General features: G+C 55.0%; 18 protein-coding genes. 13 read left to right on the forward strand and 5 right to left on the reverse strand.

What is annotated here, in order from left to right; genetic code table 11:
* Positions 1 to 36: 36 nt before the first annotated feature.
* From A7P99_RS06760 to dcd, 8 genes are all read left to right on the forward strand, one after another.
* On the forward strand, positions 37 to 843 hold the full coding sequence (locus A7P99_RS06760) for a DNA ligase (protein WP_067447468.1): 807 nt from the start codon (positions 37 to 39) through the stop codon (positions 841 to 843).
* A gap of 178 nt (positions 844 to 1,021) precedes the next feature.
* Positions 1,022 to 2,617 (forward strand): glycosyltransferase family 39 protein, encoded by a 1,596-nt coding sequence (locus A7P99_RS06765; protein WP_067447845.1) that lies wholly within the window; start codon positions 1,022 to 1,024, stop codon positions 2,615 to 2,617.
* A gap of 159 nt (positions 2,618 to 2,776) precedes the next feature.
* Positions 2,777 to 3,184 carry a hypothetical protein gene (locus A7P99_RS06770; RefSeq protein WP_067687045.1) on the forward strand — a complete coding sequence of 136 codons (408 nt, stop codon included), beginning with the start codon at positions 2,777 to 2,779 and terminating at the stop codon, positions 3,182 to 3,184.
* A 77-nt stretch (positions 3,185 to 3,261) separates the two neighbouring features.
* Complete coding sequence (locus A7P99_RS06775) at positions 3,262 to 4,101, forward strand: hypothetical protein (RefSeq protein ID WP_067687048.1); 840 nt, start codon at positions 3,262 to 3,264, stop codon at positions 4,099 to 4,101.
* 78 nt (positions 4,102 to 4,179) lie between these two features.
* On the forward strand, positions 4,180 to 4,536 hold the full coding sequence (locus A7P99_RS06780; protein ID WP_067442764.1) for a hypothetical protein: 357 nt from the start codon (positions 4,180 to 4,182) through the stop codon (positions 4,534 to 4,536).
* An 813-nt stretch (positions 4,537 to 5,349) separates the two neighbouring features.
* A complete protein-coding gene (locus A7P99_RS06785) occupies positions 5,350 to 8,703 on the forward strand; it encodes a PilC/PilY family type IV pilus protein (protein WP_082881545.1) in 3,354 nt (1,117 codons plus the stop codon).
* 535 nt (positions 8,704 to 9,238) lie between these two features.
* A complete protein-coding gene (locus tag A7P99_RS06790; protein ID WP_067447460.1) occupies positions 9,239 to 10,138 on the forward strand; it encodes a recombination-associated protein RdgC in 900 nt (299 codons plus the stop codon).
* A 106-nt stretch (positions 10,139 to 10,244) separates the two neighbouring features.
* Positions 10,245 to 10,811 carry a dCTP deaminase gene (dcd, locus tag A7P99_RS06795; RefSeq protein WP_067447458.1) on the forward strand — a complete coding sequence of 189 codons (567 nt, stop codon included), beginning with the start codon at positions 10,245 to 10,247 and terminating at the stop codon, positions 10,809 to 10,811.
* Between the two features lie 71 nt (positions 10,812 to 10,882).
* Here the strand turns inward: dcd and pncC are convergent, their stop codons facing one another.
* From pncC to A7P99_RS06810, 3 genes are read right to left on the reverse strand one after another with little or no spacing between them, the layout of a single operon-like run.
* Positions 10,883 to 11,356 (reverse strand): nicotinamide-nucleotide amidase, encoded by a 474-nt coding sequence (pncC, locus tag A7P99_RS06800; protein ID WP_067528237.1) that lies wholly within the window; start codon positions 11,354 to 11,356, stop codon positions 10,883 to 10,885.
* Between the two features lie 37 nt (positions 11,357 to 11,393).
* Positions 11,394 to 11,879 (reverse strand): dihydroneopterin triphosphate diphosphatase, encoded by a 486-nt coding sequence (gene nudB, locus A7P99_RS06805; protein WP_067447453.1) that lies wholly within the window; start codon positions 11,877 to 11,879, stop codon positions 11,394 to 11,396.
* A complete protein-coding gene (locus A7P99_RS06810; RefSeq protein WP_067447451.1) occupies positions 11,876 to 13,354 on the reverse strand; it encodes a mechanosensitive ion channel family protein in 1,479 nt (492 codons plus the stop codon). Before A7P99_RS06810 ends, nudB begins: the two co-directional genes overlap by 4 nt.
* Positions 13,355 to 13,797: 443 nt before the next feature.
* Between A7P99_RS06810 and A7P99_RS06815 the strand changes: the two genes are divergently transcribed.
* The 4 genes from A7P99_RS06815 to A7P99_RS06830 all read left to right on the forward strand — a co-directional run bounded on the left by A7P99_RS06815 (position 13,798) and on the right by A7P99_RS06830 (position 18,991).
* The gene (locus A7P99_RS06815; RefSeq protein WP_067447450.1) at positions 13,798 to 15,366 is read left to right on the forward strand and encodes a serine/threonine-protein kinase; all 1,569 of its coding nucleotides are present in this window, start codon (positions 13,798 to 13,800) and stop codon (positions 15,364 to 15,366) included.
* 78 nt (positions 15,367 to 15,444) lie between these two features.
* Positions 15,445 to 16,593, forward strand: a complete 1,149-nt coding sequence (locus A7P99_RS06820) for a PP2C family serine/threonine-protein phosphatase (protein ID WP_067447449.1) — start codon at positions 15,445 to 15,447, stop codon at positions 16,591 to 16,593.
* A gap of 31 nt (positions 16,594 to 16,624) precedes the next feature.
* Entirely contained in the window at positions 16,625 to 18,322 is a 1,698-nt protein-coding gene (locus tag A7P99_RS06825) for an FHA domain-containing protein (protein WP_067687051.1), read from the forward strand.
* A gap of 12 nt (positions 18,323 to 18,334) precedes the next feature.
* Complete coding sequence (locus tag A7P99_RS06830; RefSeq protein WP_067687052.1) at positions 18,335 to 18,991, forward strand: FHA domain-containing protein; 657 nt, start codon at positions 18,335 to 18,337, stop codon at positions 18,989 to 18,991.
* A gap of 221 nt (positions 18,992 to 19,212) precedes the next feature.
* Here A7P99_RS06830 and A7P99_RS06835 read toward each other — a convergent pair whose 3' ends face one another.
* Together A7P99_RS06835 and A7P99_RS06840 are read right to left on the reverse strand one after the other, a co-directional pair.
* The gene (locus tag A7P99_RS06835) at positions 19,213 to 19,902 is read right to left on the reverse strand and encodes a pseudouridine synthase (RefSeq protein ID WP_067447445.1); all 690 of its coding nucleotides are present in this window, start codon (positions 19,900 to 19,902) and stop codon (positions 19,213 to 19,215) included.
* A 201-nt stretch (positions 19,903 to 20,103) separates the two neighbouring features.
* Positions 20,104 to 20,928 (reverse strand): pyruvate, water dikinase regulatory protein, encoded by an 825-nt coding sequence (locus A7P99_RS06840; RefSeq protein WP_067447444.1) that lies wholly within the window; start codon positions 20,926 to 20,928, stop codon positions 20,104 to 20,106.
* A 271-nt stretch (positions 20,929 to 21,199) separates the two neighbouring features.
* Here A7P99_RS06840 and ppsA point away from each other — a divergent pair, with 271 nt between their 5' ends.
* On the forward strand, positions 21,200 to 23,593 hold the full coding sequence (ppsA, locus tag A7P99_RS06845) for a phosphoenolpyruvate synthase (RefSeq protein WP_067447436.1): 2,394 nt from the start codon (positions 21,200 to 21,202) through the stop codon (positions 23,591 to 23,593).
* The last annotated feature ends 68 nt before the right edge of the window (positions 23,594 to 23,661 follow it).

A 23,661-nucleotide genomic window follows, 5' to 3' on the forward strand; every position in this document is an offset into this window, starting at 1 on the left:
GTAGCCTTAACTATCTCATCCAAGCGAAGCACCGCCATGAAATCACTCCTCCCCTTCCTCGCCGTCCTTCTGCTCGCCCCCGCCCTGCACGCCGCACCCAACCTTATCCTGGCCAAAGAATACAGCGGCCAAAACATTGCCGGCTGGGCGATAAGCGAAAAGCTCGACGGCGTGCGCGCCTATTGGGACGGGCGCAGACTCATCAGCCGCCAAGGCCACCCCTTCTCCCCACCCGCCGGTTTCACCCGCGATTTCCCGCCCTACCCGCTCGACGGCGAGCTCTACAGCCGGCGCGGCGCATTTGAGCAGATTTCCGCCGCCGTCCGCAGCGCCAACGGCGATTGGAGCGGCATCAGGCTGCACGTTTTCGATGCGCCGCAAGCCCCGGGCAACCTGTATCAGCGCCTCGCCCTCGTGCAGCGCCACCTCGCCGCCCATCCGCAGGCCAAAATCGCCGTCATCCCGCAAACCCCCGTGCGCGATGCCGCCCATGCCCAACAATTCCTGCGCCAAATCGAAGCCCAAGGCGGCGAAGGAGTGATGCTGCGCAACCCCAATATCCCCTACCAGGGCGGCCGCAGCGACAACCTGCTCAAGCTCAAAAGCGCGCACGACGCGGAATGTATCGTTACCGCCCACCACGAAGGCAAAGGCCGCAACGCCGGCCTGCTCGGCGCCGTGTCCTGCCGCAACGAAACCGGCGAATTCCGCATCGGCTCCGGTTTCAAAGACACCGACCGCCGCAACCCGCCGCCAATCGGCAGCCGCATCACCTACAAATACCGCGGCTTCACCGCCAAAGGCACCCCCCGCTTCGCCACCTACCTGCGCCGCGCCAACTGAACCCGGCAGGCTACCTGAAAGCTGATAAACGCAGCCAAACGGCGGCACAGCACCACCCTGCCCTGCCATATGCTCACTTCGTGGCCGCTTCGTTTTCAGGTAGCCTCCTGCCTATCCACCCCCGCCCCGCACTTTGCTATACAATAGCGCCCAATTTGAATTTCTCGCCAAACATCCCATGCTAACCTACGTTCCGCCCGAGCAACGCCCCGCCCCGCCCACCTACGAGCGGCCCTGGCTCTTGCTGCTGCTGGCTTTTGTCTGGCTGTGGCCGGGCGTGTTCGCGCACGATTTGTGGCAAGACGAAACCTTGGTGTATGCGGTCATCCGGCAGGCGGCGGAGGGCGGGCAGTGGTGGCTGCCGCAGGATGGCGGGGCGCTGTTTTGGGATGTGCCGCCGCTGTATATGTGGCTTTCCCTGCTGTTTTTGAAACTGTTCGGCCATCTGCCGCCGTATGAGGCGGTGCGCATGGTGAACGCCTTGCTCGCGGCGGTGTCGCTCGCGGCCATGGGCGGCGCGGGACGGATGCTTTTGGGGCGGCGCAACGGGCGTACGGCGGTGCTGGTGCTGATCGGCTGCCCCGGTCTGCTGATGATGAGCCACTTCATCGGCGGGCAAATCGTTACCCTGTGCGGCTTAAGCCTGAGTTTCTACGCGCTGGCAATGGCGCGGCAGAAAACGGTGAAGGCGATTGTGCTCACGCTCTTGGGTTGGACGGTATTGTCGCTTTCAGGTAGCCTGTTGCCGCTGTTGGGCGTGATGCTCACCACGGCGCTGTTGCTGCTGGATTCGCATTGGCACAACAAACGCTTCTGGCTCACGCTTTTGGCGGCGGCAGGGCTGACGCTGCCTCTGCTGTTTGTATGGCCGCTGGTGCTCAATGGTTTGTCGCACGAGGCCTTCCTGCAGTGGTGGCGGTATCACGCGCTCGCGCCGTTCGGCGGCTTCGCCCGCTTGGATTTCGGTTTTTCCGCCGCTTATTATCTGAAAAACCTGCTGTGGTTTGCCTTCCCGGCCTGGCCGCTGGCCTTGTGGACGCTCTACCGCCAGCGCCGCCTGCCGTGCCACGGCTGGAACAGCCTGTGCCTGATTTGGCTGGCTGTGTTCGGCCTCGTGCTGGCCGCCTCGCCGCAGCACATGGAAGACCATTTAATGTTGCTGTTGCCGCCTTTGGTGTTGGCGGCAGCGGCGCAGGCCGACCAGCTTCGGCGCGGCGCAGCGGCGTTTTTCAACTGGTTCGGCATCATGACGTTCGGCTCGCTGGCGCTGTTTGTGTGGCTCGGCTTTTTCGCCATGAACTTCGGCTGGCCGGCCAAGCTGGCCGAGCGCGCGGCTTATTTCAGCCCGTATTATCAGCGGGATATCGATTACTTCCCGGTTATCGTGGCCGTATTGTTCACGCCGGTGTGGCTCTTGGCGATTACGCGCAAATATGTGCGCGGCCGGCAGGCGGTAACCAACTGGGCGGCCGGGCTCACGCTGTGCTGGTCGCTCATCCTCACTCTGTTCCTGCCCTGGCTGGATGCAGCCAAAAGCTACCGCCCCGTGGTGCAGCAGCTGGAAGCCGAACTGCCGGCCGATGCCTGCGTTTCCGCGCAGCATGCCGTGGTGCGCCACGCCTGGCAGGAATACAGCCGTTACCCTCTAGGCGAAAACTGCCGCTTCGTCACCACCCTGCGCCACGAATCCGTGCCCGATGCCACCGAACTCGCCAGCGCCAACCGCCCGCGCGAAAAACACGAGGCGTTTGTGTTGTGGCAGCGACAAGAATAGCTTCAAGGCTACCTGAAAATACAATAGGCACAGTCATGAAAGCTATCGCCTTTTCACCTGCCTTACGCCATGATTCCGCCATACGCACAACATCCCGCCCGAACGCCGACAGCCGCCCGGGCAGGCTCTCCCACCGCTGTCATAACGAGAGAAAAAACCATGAAACTTAAAACATTGCTTGCCGTATCCGCTCTACTTCTGCCCGCACTCGCCCTGGCCGCACCAAACGGCAGGGCAAACCGCCGCCCCCGTCAGTCGCAAAAAGCCTTGTGCCTAGAGATTGCCGTCGCACGGGCACACATGGTCACCTACAACGTAACATGCAGAAGCTACAGCAAGGAAGAGGCCGTGCGAACCCTTCAAGTTGAGAACGCCGGCGCCGTTTATCGCAACCAAGGCTGCCAAAATATATTGAGCGAAGCCGATGTCCGCAACGCCACAATGGCCGAAATCAACCGCCTTGGCGGCAGAAATCTCAACAATGAGCAATACTGCTCCGCCATCAAACCCGCTGTCGATAAAGCGGAAGAATGGTTCGACAATGCAGACGCCGACGGCGTCCACTAAGCCTTCTTTAGCACCGCAATATAAGGCTACCTGAAACCTGCCAAACCCATTTCCCATAACGCCATAAAGCAAACTTCATGAAACTCAAAACCCTCGCCACCCTCGCCGCCATCCTTCCCGCACTCGCCATCGCCGCCCCCGCCAAACCCTCATCCGGCCGTGCATCCCAATCCAAACCCGCACAGAGCAGGTCTCAAGAGCGTGCTTCCTCCGGCAGAAACTCATCTTCCAAACCGCAAGACAACAAACCCCAGCGCGGCCGCAACAGTCAAAACAGAACCCAAGACAGCAACAAACCAGCCAACGGCCGCGCCAATTCACGTCAGCAGCAGGATGTCAAACCCGCCCGCGGTCGCAACAGCCAAAGCAGGGAGCACGACAACAACCGGTCCGCCAACGGCCGTGCACACTCACGCCAACAACAGGAAACCAAACCTGCCAACACCCGCACCAACGCCCGCCAGCAGCACAATACCGGACACAACGCCACCCAATCCCCAATCCGGCACAGCCGGCCAACCCGCCAGCAAGATAACGAACAACCCGCCCACATCCAAGAGCGCCCGCAGCCCAACCCCGAGCCACAAGACAACAGCCCGCAAGACAGCGCCCAAGCTGCCGAACACGCCGCCGCAAAAGCACAATGCCTGCGCTATATTGTCGATGGCAACAACCTCTCCGCCTTCACCCAAGCCTGCCGTCCCGATTCCGCCACCAACGAGCGCTACCAAACCGCCTTTAAAAATACCCAGACCCAATTCGAGCACGACAGCTGCCTAGACATCGTCAGCGAAGACGAAGCCCAAGCCGCCATCAATCTTGAACTCCAGCGGCTAGGTCAGACCAGCCGCCTGTTCTGCCCAGCCGTCACAGATGAACTGCCAGGCATTGCCCACCGCTACCGCAACGTCAAATAACCCACAGGCTACCTGAAAAACCAAAAAGCAGTTTTCAAGCAGCCTCTTCTTCCCAGCCACATACAAGGAACTCCTCCAATGAAACTCCGTACCCTAGCCCTCCTTACTGCCGCTCTCCTCCCCGCCCTTGCCCAAGCCGAGCCTGTCCAAGCCAGCAAACAGCAATGCCTAGGCTACCTGAAAGATGGTTTCCAAATCACCATCCACACCTTTGCCTGCGACAGCACCGCCGCCCAAGACGAACGCTATAAAAACGCTTTCTTCGCCGCTATGAAACAGTTTGAGCAAGGCAGCTGCGAAAGTCTGGTGAGCAAAGCCGAAGCCCGCGCCTTCCTCAACAGCCAAACTGCAGGCAAAGACCACGAACAATACTGCGCTTCCATCAAAACCCCCGTACAGCGCAGCCTGCAACGCTACAACAGCAGCAACCGATAAAGCGTCTTGCCGCCGCATTTTTCAGGTAGCCTCCACGCTTGAATGAGGCTACCTGAAACCCCTTTGGGGAGAAAAAATGAACCCTGGTGCCCCAAATGTCGATGCCGCCCGATTGGCACAGTTTGAACTCGGCACCATCTAGCAATCAAGAATCAAGGCTGCCCAAAACCGGTAAGAATGGTTTCAGGCAACCTGTTCACCGCCTCTCTACCCCGCCCTTTCTGACAAACAACGGCAGGCAATCTTTGCAAGATCTGCCATACGCCATTTGCTAACAGCAAATTGGGCAACCCCACAGGTCAGAGTGACTCAATAAACAACCACAACACTCAGGCTCTCCGGCAATGGACAAAAAATCCTGACGCCCAAGAAAGGCAAAAACAGCAGATAACCAGAAAAGTTACCTATTAACCAAACTATTGCAACAACAACCCCGCCAAGCCTCAGCCGGTGGGTGAAGCGGGTTCGTAAACTTCCCAAGTCATCAGGCAATCTCCCAATCCTCCTGATTTTCTATACCTTACAAGTTTCCTAATTTAAGCCAACTTGCCAAAAAGACCAAGAACGCTTTATCATACTACTTATGTACCAGTTATTTTTAAAAATTTGTTAATCCTTCTATCTGCAAGCAGCATGGTATCGAAATTGCTTGCCATACAAGGTAGAGCATTCCGTTCTCGGTATGGCAGTTATTGGCTAAATTTAACAAAAATTCAATCAATCAAAATATAACGTGTTTACAGGACGCGCCGAATTCGCCCAGTAAGACTAGGGCTTACACGGTGTCTATATATATCCGCGGGAGTTTTAAAAATGAAAACCACAACGAGAAAACAGCAAGCCAACGTCGGAAAAAGAATCATCCCGACTTATCAGGCATTGGTAGCCGCCCTGATGGCGGTTTATATACCACAAGTGCATGGTGATACCCCTTTTAACGGCGTAATTGAAGAAAACTTTTCCGGCGGAACAACTACTAATAAATGGTTGATGCCGCTGCCGGGCGATGGCTTTAAAAATCCTTGGGATCCGTCCTCTCCCTCACCCACAGTAATTAATAGCGCTTGTCTGACTGCGGGAACTCAATCATCCAAACCTACAGCTACAGTTGCTGGCTCTCCTCCTAGATGTACCGGGGTTCAGGATAATCTGGGCAAAGGGGTCTTGCGCCTAACTCCTGCGCAAAACCAAGTAGTTGGCGGCATTGTTTCAGATTTCACTTTTGGCACCCAAGAAGGTGTGGAAATTACTTTTATTACCTACACATGGGGTGGTAGTGGTGCCGACGGCATGACCTTCTTCTTGGCCGATGGTAGTAAACCGGCTACGTTAGGGGCATCAGGGGGTTCAATTGGTTATTCATGTACCAATGAAAACCCGATTTTTAGTGGTGTTTATGGCGGATACATGGGTATCGGTATTGATGAGTGGGGTAACTTTGTTTACAAGCATGATAATACTACTACTGGTGCGCCAGGCTTGAGCCAACGGTTGCCAAATACGATTGGTATTCGCGGTGCGGGCTCCATTAATCATACCTATATCAGTAAACATTTGTTGCAGGAGATTTATACTAAGTTTGGGTGGGGTACTGTACCTGCATCCGTACAAAACAACTGGACTAACTTATGGACTTCTAAAGCTGGATTCGGGCAGTGGGCTATTAATGCTCCGTCTTATCGTAGATTTGTCAATGTATGCAAAACCGGTCAATTAACCATTGATTCCGCATACCTGCCTTCAGGCCAAGGGGCTCTTGTATTAAGTGATAAAGCAACAGATCCAAGATTAAAATTATATAATTATCAGTATTTTGCCCATAAACAACTACCTCGGCGATTTGCCACAGAATCTGCCCATTCGCGTGACCAAGCAGTTCCAATGTTATATAAAATCCGTATCACGCCGAACGGCAAAGCTAGTGTATGGATTAGCTATAACGGTGGTGACTTCCAACCGGTAATGACAGATTTTGATATTGTGGCCGCAAATGGTCCATTGCCAAAAAGTTTCCGCTTTGGATTTATGGGGGCAACAGGTGGCGCTCATAACAACCACGAAGTCTTGTGCTTCAAAGCCACCCCGGCCACTCAATCTGAAGGTTCTGCAGACGTAAATCTGCCTGATGCAAAATTAGCATCTGATTCACAGGTTTATCTATCTTTCTTCAACAAAGTGCACTGGTATGGCAACTTAACGGCACAAAACATTCTCCGTAAACCCAATGGAACTTATGCGGTGCAGCCTGGTGCCAACTGGGATGCTGCGTGCGTTCTAACCGGCGGCCCATGCGAGAGAAAAGGTAACCAAATTGTTAATAAACAGCCCGTGCGTAAATTCTTTACTTGGACTGGTACAGCGGGTGCCGCATTGGAGTGGTCAAACATCAGTCCTTCGCAACAGGCTGCCTTGTCATCCCCTGGCGAGCCTGCCGGCATGGGCGAAGCCAGATTAGCCTATCTGAAGGGCGATACAAGCCGGGAAGTCGGTCAGCCCAACGGCGTCTTCCGTCCCCGCAAAAAACTGTTAGGCGATATCATCAACTCCAGCCCGGTATGGTTAGGGTATCCGAATAACAAGAATTATCTATCTGCTCCCCGTTGGCGCGATTCGCGTTATCTAGGTGCAGCCATGCAGGAAAACAATGGTCAACCTTACACCACCTTTGCCAATTCGAACCGCACACGCACCAATATTGTGTATGCGGGTTCGAATGACGGTTTCCTGCATGCCTTCCGCAGCGGTAGCTATAACGCAGCCGGGCAATTCCAGACCGCAAACAATGACGGTCAAGAAATGTTTGCCTACATCCCCGGTGCTGTACTATCACGGATTCACAATAAAACCAATGCAGGCTTGGATCTCTTCAGCCCACAGTATGCCCACAACTACTATAACGATGCCCCTGTAGGTACTGGAGACGTGTTCTACGGAGGTTCATGGCACACTTGGGTTATGGGTGGCTTGGGAGCCGGTGGCGATACTATCTATGCTTTGGATGTTACCAACCCCGATTCCTTCAATGCATCCAATGTAATAGGCGAATGGTCTCGCTCTTCCGGAGGAGAATGGAGCAATTTGGGTAACACCTACGGCACACCCGTCTTCGGCCGTTTCCATGATGGCAACTGGGGTGCTGTGTTCGGTAATGGCTGGTGTTCTACCACTGATGCTGCTAACGGTAACTGTACCGCCTCCAACGGTCCGGCTGGTATTTATGTAATGTCCATCAACCAAAGTACTGGTAAGCCTTCTTTCAAATTCATCAGTACGGGAGAAGCAGGCACACCTGATGCTCCCAACGGTATTGCTTATGTTACCCCTGTGGATTTGGATGGGGACAACATTTACGATTATGCTTATGCAGGTGACATAAAAGGCAATGTGTGGCGCTTTAACCTTCTATCCCAAAATAGTAATGATTGGACTGTGCAACCGCAGAAGCTCTTTACTGCCCCCGCTGTTCAACCAATTTCCACCAAAATTATTGTAACTCGCATGGGACGAAATGGTGCTTCTGGCGACGTTATTCTGAACTTTGGTACAGGCATGCGCAAAGAGGGTTACTTGGGTACAAAAACCACTTACGCCACCGGCCAACAAAGTATCTATGGTATCCGCGACAAAACGGCTTTGGCTTTTAATCCTGCTGCTGGAACCACTGCAGCTCAGGTAAATCGTAGCCAAATGCAAGCACAAGTAATACATGAAGGTGGTAAAAAAGATCAGTTGAGTAATATGAACGTTGATTGGAATACCAAATCAGGTTGGTATTTAGACTTAACTCGAGTAACTATCAATGGCAAAGTTGAATATGAGCAAGTAATTTACAACCCCTACCTGGAGAGAGGTAAATATTTGATTGTAAATACTTTCATTGATGGCAGTAACCCGGCTTTATCTTGTAACGTAATTCAATCTTCTGGTTATACTTATCCGCTGAATGCGGTAACTGGCTCCGGCTTGAGAGGCTTCTTCGATGGCAACTTTAACGGCTCCTCATACCGCAAACAGCTGAATGCAGTGGGTTCTCCTCTCTTGTTGAAAACAACCGACGGTAAATTGCTGCTCTTAACAAAAGATAGCCAGGGTAATGTGAACTTACACGAAGTTTACTTGCCAGAAACCCCCTCAATCCGCCGTATCTCTTGGCGTGAGATTTTCTAAGGCTGTAGTAGTAGCAAAGCCGTCTGAACTATTCAGACGGCTTTTTTATATGGGAGGATACTTAAAATTACTGGGAGCATTAGCTAGCCTTGCCTGATTCTGCACTACTGCGGCTTGCCGTATTGTATGAAAAATTAGTTCAATGGACAAAAGGATGGGTTTTCCATCTCTTTTGTCCTTTCTCTAGCCATAAGATAAAATTATTATAAATAGTCTTTTAGTACATAATTTCATCCCAGCCTGATAGTGATTTTAGCCTTTATTTTCACTAAATTTGCTCTCCAATATATTGATAACGTTAGGCATCATCAGTTCCTTACTCTTTGCAAAATCACCCAGATACGGCGGGTTGCGTTTCAGACTGCCATAAGCACCTCCCTCAGATTTTTGTAGGTGTAGCACCACTCTTCTTCCCCCGTTTTCACTTTGGTTTTTCTTCTCTTGCCGGTCTTAGTAATCATCGTTTCAAATAGCTTTCTAAGCCTGCTTGGCAGTATAATGCCGCGTTTTGAAACAAACTGAAACAGCAAGCAAAATGTGGTTTAAACAAGTCAGCTTTTATCCCCTAAACAAAGACAAACTGCCGGATTTGGAAACCTTGTCCTCCAAGCTGCAAGAGGCCGAATTTGCCCCGCCGCAGGGTTTGGACTGGTTTGGCGAAGGCTTTGCCCCACCGGAAGGGTTTTCGCCGGAATTGGTGTTTCCCGCCGATTTCACTTGGAGCGTGGCGCTGAAGAAATCCGAAAAAGTGCTGCCTGCCGGCGTGATCCGAGAGATTTTGGACGACAAAATCACCGAAATCCAAGAAGCCGAAGCGCGCACCGTGGGGCGCAAAGAAAAGCAGGAGCTCAAAGAGCAGATTACGGACGACCTGCTGCCCCGCGCCTTCACCCGCAGCAGCAAAACGCAGGCCGTGTGCGACACGCGCAGCGGCTTCCTGCTGGTAAACCAAGCCTCGGCCACCCGTGCGGAAAACCTGCTGGCCAAGCTGCGTGAAGCCTTGGGCGGGCTCGAAGCCAAACTGCCGAACACCAAACAATCGCCTTCCTCCCTGATGACCGAATGGCTGCTCGCCGGCACGTGTGGCGGCGGCTTCGAGCTGGATGATATGTGCGAACTCAAAGGCACGGGCGATGCCGCGCCTACCGTGCGCGTGTCGAAACAGGATTTGACCGCCGACGAAGTGGTGCAGCACGTGAAAACCGGCAAAACCGTTACCCAGCTCGGCCTCGTGTGGCGTGATCAGATTGCCTTCGTGCTCACCCAGGATTTCACGCTCAAACGCATCCAATATCTTGACGTTTTGCAGGAAGAGGCCGAAAGCCACGGCGACGATGCCGCCAGCCTGGCCTTTGCCTCACAAATCCTGATGGCTGAAGCGCTCTCCACCCTGCTGCAGGAGTTGGTATCGCTTCTAGGCGGCTGGCAGGATTAAATACCCATTTTTCAGGTAGCCTGCTGTTCCAAAAGGCTACCTGAAAACTTCAGCTGCGCTTTCAGGTAGCCTCCCCCCAAACCAACCCCAACCCAGGACAAACACCATGAGCATCAAATCCGACCGCTGGATACGCCGCATGGCCGAAGAGCATGGCATGATCGAGCCGTTCGAGCCCAAACAAGTTAAAGAGCAAGACGGCCGGCGCATTATTTCCTACGGCACCTCCAGCTACGGCTACGATATCCGCTGCGCCAACGAATTCAAAATCTTCACCAACATCAACAGCACCATCGTCGATCCGAAAAACTTCGATCCAAAAAACTTCGTGACCGTGGAAGACGACTGCTGCATCATCCCGCCCAATTCCTTTGCTCTGGCGCGCACGATGGAATACTTCCGCATCCCGCGCAACGTGCTCACCGTGTGCCTAGGCAAATCCACCTATGCCCGCTGCGGCATTATCGTGAACGTGACCCCGTTCGAGCCGGAATGGGAAGGCTACGTTACCCTCGAATTCTCTAACACCACCCCTCTACCCGCCAAAATCTACGCCGGCGAAGGCGTGGCGCAAGTCCTCTTCTTCGAGAGCGACGAAGTGTGCGAAACTTCCTATAAAGACCGCAAAGGCAAATACATGGGGCAAACCGGCGTTACCCTGCCCAAAGCGTGAGGCCGACGGCTTGAATAAAGGCTACCTGAAATTTTCAGGCAGCCTTTTCCATTCCAATCAACCCTGCCGGGCTATCGCTCCAAATACTTTTTCATCAGTATCAGGGCAAAGCGCACGGCTTGGGTGCGGATGGCTTCGCGGTCTCCTTCAAAGTGCTGCTCTTTGGCCCAGATGCGCTGTTTGGTGGCCAGGCTGAACCAAACCGTGCCCACGGGTTTCTCTTCGCTGCCGCCGTCGGGGCCGGCGATGCCGGAGATGCTGAGCGCATAGTCGGCTTTGGTGGTGATGAGTGCACCCAGCGCCATTTCGCGCACGGTTTCTTCACTCACTGCGCCGTAGTGGCCGAGGGTGGCGGCGTTCACATTAAGGAGCTGCTGTTTGGCGTGGTTGCTGTAGGTAACGAAGCCTGTTTCAAACCAGGCGGAGCTGCCGGGCAGGCGGGTGAGTGCGGCGGCAAGCAGGCCGCCGGTGCAGGATTCGGCGCAGGTGATGGTTTCGCCGCGTTGGGCGAGTTGTTGGGTAACTTCTTGCAGCAGGGTATCCATAACAGGGCTCGTTTGGGGTGATGACTGCCATCATCTATCAAAGCGGTGGGGCAGTCAATTTTTCAGGTAGCCTGCCTTCGGTTTCGGCGGCCAGACGCAACAATGCTTCGCGGTTGGAAGGGGAAAAGGCGAGATGGGCGGCTTCGGCCAGCGGCAGCCAGCGGTGGGCGCGGTGTTCGCGCGCGGAAAGACACACAGGGCTGGCAGCGGGAATGCGGGCGGAGAAGACGTGTTCGGTGTTGCGGGTAACGCCGGGAGCGTAGCGGTGGCGCCAGTGTTCGTAGATTTCGTATTCGTTCTGTGTATGCCAGTCTTCAAGCTCTTCTGGCGCAAGCAGGATGCCGGTTTCTTCGGCCACTTCGCGCAAGGCAGTGGCAAACGGGCTTTCGCCTTTTTCCAGGCTGCCAGTTACGGATTGCCAAAAGCCGGGCGGAGACACGCGCTCAAGCATCAAGGCGCGGCCCTGCCCGTCGTGCAGCACCACCAGCACGGATTCCGGGCGCTTGTAGGCTGGGCGGCTCATGACCGGGCGTCCTCTTGGCTTTCCGATGACTCGGCCGGCTCGGGATTGGCGTTGGCAAATTCGTCGGAGGCGGTATCGCCCTGCGCCTGATAGCCGGCTTTGAGCAGAGCGGCAGCATCGGGGGAGAGGTCTTGATTCAGAATGCGTACTTCACGCTGCGGGAAGGGGAATTCGATGCCTTCTTCGTTAAACCGCCGCCACACGGTGAGCAAAATGGCTGAGCTAAGGCCGAGAAAGCCGTTTTCGGGGTCGCGCACCCAAAAGCCAAGCCGCAGATTGATGCCGTTATCCGCGAAATCAATCAGATAGGCCTTAGGTGGCGGATCAGCCTTCACGCGCTCCTGCGCGGCAGCAGCCTCCTGCAGAATCTCAATCGCTTGGGTTAAATCAGTATGGTAGGCTACCTGAACATCTAAACTCTGCCACAGGGATTTGCCGGTGTAGGATTCGTTGATCACGGTGGAGGTGATGAAGGTTTCGTTCGGAATCAGCGCCTCCTGCCCGTTGCCGCTGCGCAGCACCACAAAGCGGGAAGTGATTTGTGTTACATAGCCGGTAAAGCCGTTCACCGTGAGCCGGTCGCCCGGGCGCACCGAGCGGTCGCCCAAAATAATGAAGCCCGACACATAATTGCTGGCAATTTTCTGCAAACCAAAGCCCAAGCCCACACCCAACGCGCCGCCGAACACGGAAAGCACGGTTAAATCAATGCCCACCAGCGGCAGCGCAATCAACACCGACAACACCAAAAGCAACGAGCGCGCCAATTTGGAAAGCACGATTTGCAGGTTCGGATCTAGCCGCGTGCTGCCTTTGAGCCGCGCATCAATATAGCGCGACAGCCACATCGCGCCCACCAGCATCACGCCTACCCACAACAATCCGGTGAGCACGGTATAAAGAGAAAGCCGCGCCGAACCAACTGAAAACTGCAAGCCGCGCAACCAGGCCAGAATCAAATCGTCAATGCCCGAAGCCCACAACAGAAACGCGCCCCACAGCGCAGCGGCCAGTGAAGATTCCATCCGCTCGGAAAAACGGTTGGCCGGAATCGCCGAATGAAACACCGCCAGCACCACCCGAATCAAAATCATCCAACGCGCCGCCATCACCAGCAGGCGGAACCACACCGCCGTTGCCCCGAAAAAGGCAAACCAGCCGCCCAAAGCCAACGCCCCACCCAGCAGCATCAATAGCGGCCAAGCAATGCGGCGCCCGATATGGCGCAAAAAATGCGGCTTGCCGTCTTCCGTCGGCATCTTGCCCAGCAGCCGGCTGGAAAGGAAATACGCCCCCACCAGCAAAGCTAACGCCAACACCAAATCCACCCAACCAAGCGTTTTGGATAAGCTGCCGAGCAGCTGGTTCAGCCCGAATTCCTCACGCGAAAACAGGCTGAGCAAAAAGGTGTGCAGATTGGTACCGAGTTGGTCGAGCCAATCGGCATTGGTGGCGGCAGTGAGCAAAGGAGGCATAATGATTTTCCGTGCGGTGTGTGATGGCGGCGATTATATAGGCAAACGGTGGGGCTTCATATGGTGGCAGGATTAGCAGAGAAAGTAATGTTTAACTGAGGCATGAAATGGGAAGATGGGAGCAGGCTACCTGAAAAGTTTCAGGTAGCCATAACAATAATCGCTGCTAAGATGTAAAAACAGGAAACCTTTATCTTACCGCTTTTTCCCAATCAATACGGGGGCAGCATTACTCCTCTCCACAGCACTCCTGATGCCATCTACAGTACTCTGCCCTAATATTGTATTGGTCCATTGAGAACCTCTCTGTAGTCATTACCAGTTTCCAACATCCTAAAAATTAACCACTTTGCTTGACTGCGGAAATTGCCTTGTTTCAAGCTTCCTTTATATAATACTGGGCAATGTGGATTATTTGCAGGTTTTGGTAAAGGATAGTGTTTATGACGCAGCAAAACGTCCAACGGGCAGACGCGCTGGTTGCAGGTAGCCAGCTTCACACTTACATCGTCCTCAAAGTGCTCGGCTCCGGCGCATTCGGCATCACCTATCTGGCCGAACATATCCATTTCGGCTCGCAACACGTTATCAAAGAATACCTGCCCGACAGCGGCGTTCGCGTTCAAGGGCTGACCATTCAAGCCAAAAGCAGCAGTGACCAGGAAATCTTCAACTGGGGCTTAAACGGCTTTTTCAACGAAGCCAAGCTGCTCTACGGCTTAAGCCACCCCAACGTAGTCAAGGTAACCGACCTGTTCGAGGCCAACGGCACCGCCTATTTTGTGATGCCCTATCTGCGCGGTATCACCCTGCACCAATGGATTAAAGAACACCCCAGACCGAGTGAAAATGAGCTGGCCAGTATTTTTATCCCCTTGCTTGAAGGCCTGAAATATATTCACGAGCGCCAGCTGCTGCACCGTGACATCAAACCAGAAAATATCTTCATCACCGAAAACCAAACCCCGGTATTAATTGATTTCGGAGCCGCCCGGCAGGCTGTCGGCCAAAAAAGCCGACCACTTACCCAAATCCTTACCCCTCCTTTCGCCCCTATCGAACAATACCACTCACGCGATGTTTTCATGCCCGCTCTGGATTTATACAGTATCGGCGCCTGCATTTACCAATCCATTACCCACCAGCTGATTGAAGAAGCCCCCGCCCGCATCGCCGGCGAAGATACCCAACCCAAGCTGGCCGGCAGTCGCTATGAAGGCCGCTACAGCCATCATTTCCTTGCCGCCATCGACTACGCTCTCAACGTGCGTGCCGAAAACCGTTTCCAAAATGCTATGGATATGCAGCAGGCACTGCTTGGACTGGCAGAAATTCCATCTCAGGCTGCCTCCCTCCCCGAAGCCGGCAATACCACCCAAGCCTCTTACCCGACACAAACCGCCGTGCACGGGAAAGTGCTACCCAAACAGCGTAAAACTGCTCCAGCAGCGACCAGCAGCAAATCGAAATGGCTGTTGTGGGGTAGCATCGTTGCAGCAATGTTGGTAGTGCTGGTTATCGCCGCTTCCGTCCTGATGCGCGACAGTGATAAAAACGGCGAACCTGCCTCCCCACCCACTGCCTCAACTGCTGCTGATACACCGGTAGTACTGCCACCCGCCAGCCAAACCCAACCTGAGCAGCCCGCCGAAAACGATAGCGGCAAGAATGACGGCACCGGTATCTCGGCTGCTTATCTCAACGAAATTAACAAACAGCTGCCACAAATGATCAGCGACGGTGTGCGTTGGGACAAAACCGTCTATGTCGAGAGTAGCAACGAACTGATAATGCAGATTACCATGACCGACCTGCACCTCCGTGACCTCAACAACGACCAGCTCAACGAATTGCAGAGTGCTATCGGCCCAGCTATGGCCAAAACCTCCTGTACCGATCCCAATATCAGCCCGTGGCTGATCCAGCATAACGGTACCCTTATCATTGCCTTCTACGACAAAAACGGCAAACACCTTGTCGATGGCACAGTATCCGGCAGCGACTGTCCATAAACCAGCCCCTTCTGCCACATAGTTTTCAGGTAGCCTGCTGCCCAATTGCGGTATCAGATGGCCGCTGAAGGAGTACCTATGCAGATCAATTTCCATCAAGGCCAGTACATCGGCCAACGTGAAGAACAGCAAGACGCACTGGGCAACCTGGTGCTTTCTCCCCAGCACAAACTCTATGTGCTGGCCGACGGCATGGGCGGGCAGCGCGGCGGGCAAATTGCCGCCAAAACCGTAGTAGCTGCCTTTTTAGACTATTTTCAACAATATGGCCTACACGAAGCTGAGCAGGATTTGCGCCGAGCCCTGCACCAAGCCAACCAGACCCTGTCCGACACCCTGCGCCGACAGCCAGAACTCGAAGGTATGGGCACCACCGTTATTGCCGTGGTGGTAGACGAAACCGACAACCGCTACAGCTACATCAGCGTCGGCGACAGCCCTCTCTACACCTACGACCAAGGCAGCCTGCGCCGCATCAATGCCAACCATGCCTTTGCCGAAGATCTCAAACGCATGATCGCTGCGGGGGAAATCAGCAGCGAAGCCGCCGACCGCCACCCCGCCCGTCATGCCGTAACCAGCGCCGTAATGGGCAAAGACATCGCCCATATCGATTGTTCCTCCGGCACACTCTCTCCCGGCGAATTACTGCTCTTGGCCAGCGACGGTGTGCAAACCTTAAGCGATGAGGAAATCGAGCAAACCCTTATAGCTGCTTCAGGTAGCCTCGAAGACAAAGTAAACACCCTACTGGCCCTTGTGCAGGCCAAACGGCATCCGCATCAAGACAATACCTCGCTACTTTTGGTACAGGCAACTGCCAAACAAACCTCGCCCGCTACCCAAGTGCACGACCTGTCTACGCAAGCCCTCCCTACCACCGGCGAGTCCACGCTCTCTACCCGAATTTCAGGTAGCCCCCCGCCCGCACCATCCACCCCCAGCTTCCCAGCCAAAGGCCTTATCATTGGCTTTATTTTGGGTGCCCTCTTAGTTGGTACCTGGTGGTTCACATCCGACCGCCACACCCAGCACATGCCGCCAAACGAGGATGTTTCCTCCGCATCCGCAACCTCTGCACCGGCCACATCCGAACCTTATACACCGGCCTCTCCTACCCCTGCATCTGAGCCACCCTCTGTCGTATCCAACCCGAAAAATCCACCCGCTGCTTCCGTGCCGCTACCACTGACGCCGCCTGACTCCTCTGCGCCGCAAACCCGATAACACCATCTGCACAATCAATTAAGGAACCTCTATGAAACACTTTTGGCGAAAATTTCTGCTGCTATCCCTTTTGATGCTGCCCTGGCAGGCCAGCGCCAATCAGCCCGATGTTTTGAGCGCGGCCAAATCGGTATACCGCCTATGGATAGGCGTGCCGCTGCCGACGCAAATCGCCTCGCAGCTGGTCAGCCCGCAGATGCTCTCGGAAATCAACAGCAACGGCTATGTGCGCGTTGCCGCACAAAACGGGCAGAACCTTACCCTCTTCAAACAAAACGGCCAAATCTACCTCTTTGCCGGCCACGGTTCGGGCTATTTGGTGTCGACAGAAGGCCACCTCGTAACCAATGACCACGTTGCTAACGCAGATGTGGGTGAGATGGCACAGCTGGGCAAACCGGAAGTGTTTGTGGTGCGCACCATTGCCCCCCACCTAGAGCTAATTTCCACCCAGCAGATTTTCAGCGACAGTGCCAAAGATCTTAGCCTACTGCAAGTGCACGGCCTCACTGGCAAACCGCTGCCGCTGGCTGCCGAAAAATTCCTCCAACCTACCCTACCGGTGTTTTCCATCGGTTTCCCCGGTGCTTCCGATGATATTACCTCCGGCTTCGGCTTCGGCGACCCCAATGCCTACATCCAGCCGGTAATTGCCGAAGGTACGCTCAAACGCGAATTCAAAAACTACGAAAACCGCAGCTACTGGGAACACCACGCCCCCATCAGCGGTGGCAACAGCGGCGGCCCGCTGGTAAACCGCTGCGGCCAGGTGGTCGGCACCAACGAAGGTGCGCACAAAGAACAGGTTAATACTGTTATTGCCGTTTCCAATTCCGAACTTGTACCGATTCTGCAAAGCCACAACGTCAAATTCACCCAAATCAAGAACGAATGCGTAGACAGCGCCACCGCCAGCACTAAGCGCCAGCTCACCCTGCTTTATAGCGGCATGGGTTTGCTGATATTGCTGGCCGGCGGCGGCGGCGTGTATCTGCTGCGCCTGAAAAAACAAGTGAAAGCCGGCTCCAATCCGCCGATCAACTCCCAGTTGATCCGCCGCATCGTCGGCGCGCAGCAGATACAACAGGCGCAGCCAGCCCAAGCCGGCATTTCAGGTAGCGTTACACTCTCTGCACTCTGTGGCGGCAGCAATATCGTCTTGCCGGCCGGCAAACCCACGATTATCGGCCGCAGCGCACCCGCCTCCGTTATTATCAACCAAGCACAGGTATCCGCCCGCCACGTACAACTGCTGTTCGACGGCCGCCAAGTACAGGTGGAAGACTTGGGCAGCACCAACGGCACCTATGTAAACGGCAGCAAAATCACCCGTGCCGTTTTAAACGCCGGTGATGTATTGCAACTGACTGCCGACGAAAACATTGCCCGCTTCAGCATGGGCTCGCCACAAGCCGCCCAACCTCGTATTACCGCCACCCTACAACCGCTCAGCGCCGGTCTGCCCGCCATCGCACTCTACCTCGGTCAAACCGTCCGCATCGGCCGCAGTAGCGGCAACGACGTGGTGATCAACCGCCAGCAAATCTCCGGCAGCCACTGCCGTATCAGCGTAGATGCAGCCGGCAACGTTGTGTTGGAAGACCTGCAATCCACCAACGGCACCTTTGTAGACAGCCTGGAGCAGCGCATCAGCCGCACCACCTTGCGTCCCGGCCAAACCATCTATCTGGCCAACCGCGATATTGCCTACCAACTCACCCAATCATAAAAGGAACACAGCATGGCAATGACTCTCTGTGCTGCCGGCAAACACTACTACGACTCCGCAATACAGGCCGACTGCCCCTATTGCGGAGATTCTGGCTTTTCCGGCAGCCCCTACAGTGTAGCCACCCCGGCTCTCGCCAACGAACGCACCCAAATGCTCACTGCCGATTCGCAGGGACTGGCTGCCCAAAGTGCCAAGACCCAAATTCTTGATAACTCCACCACTACGGCAAATGGCAACCCTGCCTTGAAAACCCACATCATCGGCATGAGCAACCGACCCGATACCGAAGCCCGCGCCAAAGGCATGTGCGAATTCCCCGTGGTCGGCTGGCTGGTTATTACCGAAGGCCAAGGGTACGGCACCGATTTCCGCCTGATTCAAGGGGAAAACCGAATCGGGCGCAACGCCGATCTGGAAGTCTGCCTCGATTTCGGCGCGCAAAGCGACAACACCGTCAGCCACGAAGCCCATGCCGTCGTGGTATACGACCACCACGCCAACGAGTTCTTCATTGAGCGCGGCAGCAGCCGCAACCTTGCCATGCTTAACGGCAGCACTATCCGTGGCGAGCCCACCCTGCAACGCAACGACATCATCCAAGTCGGCGCCACCAAGCTGCTGTTCCTGCCCTTCTGCGATCACAGCTTTAAATGGCAGGCAGACTGATTGAGAAGACGTGAAAAGGCTACCTGAAAAGCAGCACAGCAAGTTTCTGCGAAGCTGAAATTTTCAGGTAGCTTTTATTTACATCCACTTTTCGACACAAGCAGTAGGCCGTCGCGAATACAAGAGTACGGCAAAGCGGGCTAATGCCGTACAGAAGGGAAATACTTTCGTTATATACCCGCCCCAACATTGTTTCAGGTAGCCTCAAATACCCGAGCCACTCAATCCTCGGGCTGGATAAAGCGCCACTGCCCCGGCAGCAAATCATCACACTCCCAATCGCCGAAGCGCAGGCGGTGCAGGGCTTCCACGCGGTTGCCGGCAGCGGCCACCATGCGTTTTACCTGGTGGTATTTGCCCTGGGTGATGGTGAGCAGCAGGCTGTGCGGGTTTTCCAATTCGGCCGCGGCAGCGGATACGGTTTCGTTGTCGTCGTGCAGCAGCACGCCTTGGCGCAGGGCGGCGCACAGCTCTTCGCCGGCAGGATGCTTGAGCGTGGCGCAGTAGAGCTTTCCCACATGGTGTTTGGGCGAGGTTTGGCGGTGGTTGAACGCGCCGTCGTTGGTGATGAGCAGCACGCCGGTGGTGTCGGCATCGAGCCGGCCGATGGCTTGCGGCTCGGTGGCGCGGATGTGGTCGGGTAGCAGGGAAAACACGCTGGGATAGTCGCGCGGTTTGTGCGAAGTTTCGTAGCCGGCGGGCTTGTGCAGCAGGATGTAGTAGTGCGGCAGGGGGATGACAGCGAGCTCTTCGCCGTCGATGGCGAGACGCTGCACTTGGTCGGGCTCGATTTCGGCAGCAGGCTGCTCGGCAGCTTCGTCGTTAATCGTAATGCGCCCTTGTTCGACCAGCTGGCGACATTGTTTGCGGCTGCCGATACCTTGGGCTTGCAGGTATTTGGTGAGTTGCATGGTTGGCGAATAGCGGATTGGATGCGGGGATTATAGCAAAGCAAGTTGGCGGCCTAGCTGTACTGCTAGAGGCTACCTGAAACCCAAAGGAACAGACGGAGCCCTATATCGGCATGGTAATGCCGACCTGCCATACAAAAGGCTACCTGAAAACGGTAAACCGTATTTTCAGGTAGCCTCTTCATATTGCAGCAGTGCAGTTTATGTGCGCCGTTGCAGTTTGCAGGCGAGCATAATGCTGGCGGCAAGCTCTTCCACGGATTTATGGGTGGTGCTGGTGTGGGGGATGCTGTGTTGACGGAACATGGATTCGGCTTCGCGCACTTCGCGCCGACAGTTTTCGGGGCTGGCATATTGGGAGTTGGGGCGGCGTTCGGTGCGGATATGGTGCAAACGGGCGGGATCGATGGTGAGGCCGAAGATTTTGGATTTGAAGGGCTTAACCATGCGCGGCAGGTCGGTGTTGTCCAAATCGTCGGGGGTAAGCGGGTAGTTGGCGGCACGGATGCCGTATTGCAGGGCGAGGTAGAGGCAGGTGGGGGTTTTACCGCTGCGGGATACGCCCATGAGGATTACGTCGGCGTCGGCAAGATCTTTGGCGGATACGCCGTCGTCGTGGTTGAGGGAGAAGTTTACGGCTTCCATGCGGGCATCGTAGCGCTCTGTGTTTTGGATGCTGTGGGTGCGTCCCACCTGCAATACGGCTTGGGTGCCGAGTTCTTCTTCAAGTTTATTGATAAAGGCATCGAAAAAGCTCAGGTGTAGGCCGTTGCAGTTGCGGATGATGTGGCGGATGTCTTCGCTGACGATACTGGTAAAGATAATGGGGCGCAGGTTGCAGCCGTCGGCAATTTTATTCACTTCGGCCACAATGCGTTCAGCTTTTTCGGGAGTATCAATGAAGGGGTAGGTGAAGCGTTTGAATTCGATGCTGTCGAACTGGTTGAGCAGGGCGTCGCCCATGCCTTCGGCGGTGAGGCCGGTGCGATCGGAAATGAAGATGGCGTGGCGTGTGCAGGGTGGCATTGGTGTTCCTTTCAGCTAGCCTAGTGGGATTCCTAATAAATTATTGATGCGTAAATATGCTTAAAAACGACTTATTCTAGCAGCTTTTGCGGTCCAGGTTTGGGTGTAGTTTTCCTACAAGGCAACGAGCCAACAGTACAGGCAGTACAGCAAGACGAGCCAACGCAGCAGGAAAAAAGCATGTGCTTCAGCTATAGCCCATGACAGAAACCCAGCCAGCGGCTAAAATACTGCCGCTTTCCCTTAACTACCCACAGGACGGAATAGAATCATGTCTGGCAACAATGTAATCTGGTTTGAAAATCTGCGTATGACCAACGTGGAACAGGTGGGCGGCAAAAACGCTTCCCTGGGAGAAATGATCAGCCAGCTGGCTGAAAAAGGCGTGCGCGTGCCCGGTGGTTTTGCTACCACGGCCAAAGCATACCGTGCGTTTCTGTCGCACAACGACTTGGACAAGCGCATTTCCGTCGCGCTGGCTGCGCTGGATGTAGACAACGTGACCGAACTGGCACGAGTGGGCGCACAAATCCGCCAGTGGATTTTGGATACTCCGTTTCCGGCTGAACTAGAAGCCGACATCAAAGCCGCTTGGGATAAACTGGTGGCCGACGCGGGCACCGACCAAATCTCCGTGGCCGTACGCTCTTCTGCCACTGCTGAAGACTTGCCGGATGCATCTTTTGCCGGCCAGCAGGAAACTTTCCTCAATATCCAAGGGCTGGACAACATGAAGGAAGCGATGCACCATGTGTTTGCCTCGCTCTATAATGACCGTGCCATTTCCTACCGTGTGCACAAAGGCTTCGCACATGACATGGTGGCCTTGTCTGCTGGCGTACAGCGTATGGTGCGCTCCGACGCTGGCGCTTCTGGCGTAATGTTTACCATTGATACCGAATCCGGCTTCGACCAGGTAGTATTTGTTACCGCCTCCTACGGGTTGGGTGAAACTGTAGTGCAAGGTGCGGTAAACCCCGACGAATTCTATGTGCACAAGCCCACCCTGCGCGCCGGCCGCCCCGCCATCCTGCGCAAAACCATGGGTTCTAAACTGATTAAAATGGTGTTCACCGACACCGCCGAAACCGGCAAATCTGTGCAGGTGGTAGATGTGGACGAAGCCGAACGCAAACGCTTCTCCATCAGCAACGAAGAAATCACTGAATTGGCCAAATACGCGCTGATTATTGAAGAGCACTACGGCCGCCCGATGGACATCGAATGGGGCCGCGACGGCTTGGACGGCAAGCTCTACATTCTGCAGGCTCGCCCCGAAACCGTGAAATCGCAGGAAGAGCGCAACAGCACCCTGCGCCGCTACCGCATCGAAAACAAATCTGCCGTATTGTGCGAAGGCCGCGCCATCGGCCAAAAAGTCGGTCAAGGTACCGTGCGCCTGATTAAAAACGCCGCCGAGATGGACCAAGTGCAGCCCGGCGACGTATTGGTGACCGACATGACCGATCCGGATTGGGAACCAGTGATGAAGCGCGCCTCCGCCATCGTTACCAACCGCGGCGGCCGCACCTGCCACGCTGCCATTATCGCCCGAGAATTAGGCATCCCGGCAGTAGTGGGCTGTGGCAACGCCACCGATGTGCTCACTCACGGCCAAAGCGTAACCGTATCCTGCACCGAGGGTGACACCGGCCTGATTTATGACGGTCTGCTAAAAGTAGAGGTAATTGATTTGGCATTGGATAACATGCCTGCTTCGCCAGTGAAAATCATGATGAACGTGGGCAACCCTGAGCTCTCCTTCGGCTTTGCCAGCCTACCCAGCGAAGGCATCGGCCTGGCGCGTATGGAATTCATCATCAACCGCCAAATCGGTATCCACCCGCGCGCATTGCTCGAATTCGACCGCCAAGATGCCGAACTGCAGGTGCAGATTAACGAGCGCATCGCCGGCTACTCCTCACCGGTAGATTTCTACGTGGACAAACTGGCCGAAGGCATCGCCACCATCGCCGCCTCCGCCTATCCGAAAAAGGTTATCGTGCGGATGTCCGACTTCAAATCCAACGAATATGCCAACCTGCTCGGCGGCAATATCTACGAGCCGCACGAAGAAAATCCCATGCTCGGCTACCGCGGCGCCGCCCGCTACATTTCACCCGATTTCAAAGACTGCTTCGCGCTCGAATGCCGCGCCCTGAAATACGTGCGCGACGAAATGGGTCTCACCAACGTGGAAATTATGATTCCCTTCGTGCGCACCCTGCACGAAGCCGAAGCCGTGGTGAAAGCACTAAAAGAAAACGGCCTAGAACGCGGCAAAAACGGCCTGCGTCTGATTATGATGTGCGAGCTGCCTACCAACTCCATCCTTGCCGAACAGTATCTGAAATACTTCGACGGCTTCTCCATCGGCTCCAACGACATGACCCAGCTCACCATCGGCGTAGACCGCGACAGCGGCGGCCCGATTGCCGGTACCTTCGACGAGCGCGATCCGGCGGTGAAAGTGATGCTGCACCTAGCCATCAAAGCCTGCCGCAAGCTGAACAAATACATAGGCATCTGCGGCCAAGGCCCGTCCGACCACCCGGATTTCGCTAAATGGCTGGTTGAACAAGGCATCGAAACCATTTCGTTGAACCCGGATACCGTGATTGAAACCTGGCTCTATCTGGCTAAAGAGCTGCCGCCCAAGCAGTAAGCCCGGCTAGACAGCCATAGCAAAGGCTACCTGAAACGCCACGCCGCTATTTTTGCACGGCGGGGTTT

The sequence above is a fragment of the Eikenella sp. NML120348 genome (genome assembly GCF_001648435.1).
GTDB classification, from domain to species: domain Bacteria; phylum Pseudomonadota; class Gammaproteobacteria; order Burkholderiales; family Neisseriaceae; genus Eikenella; species Eikenella exigua.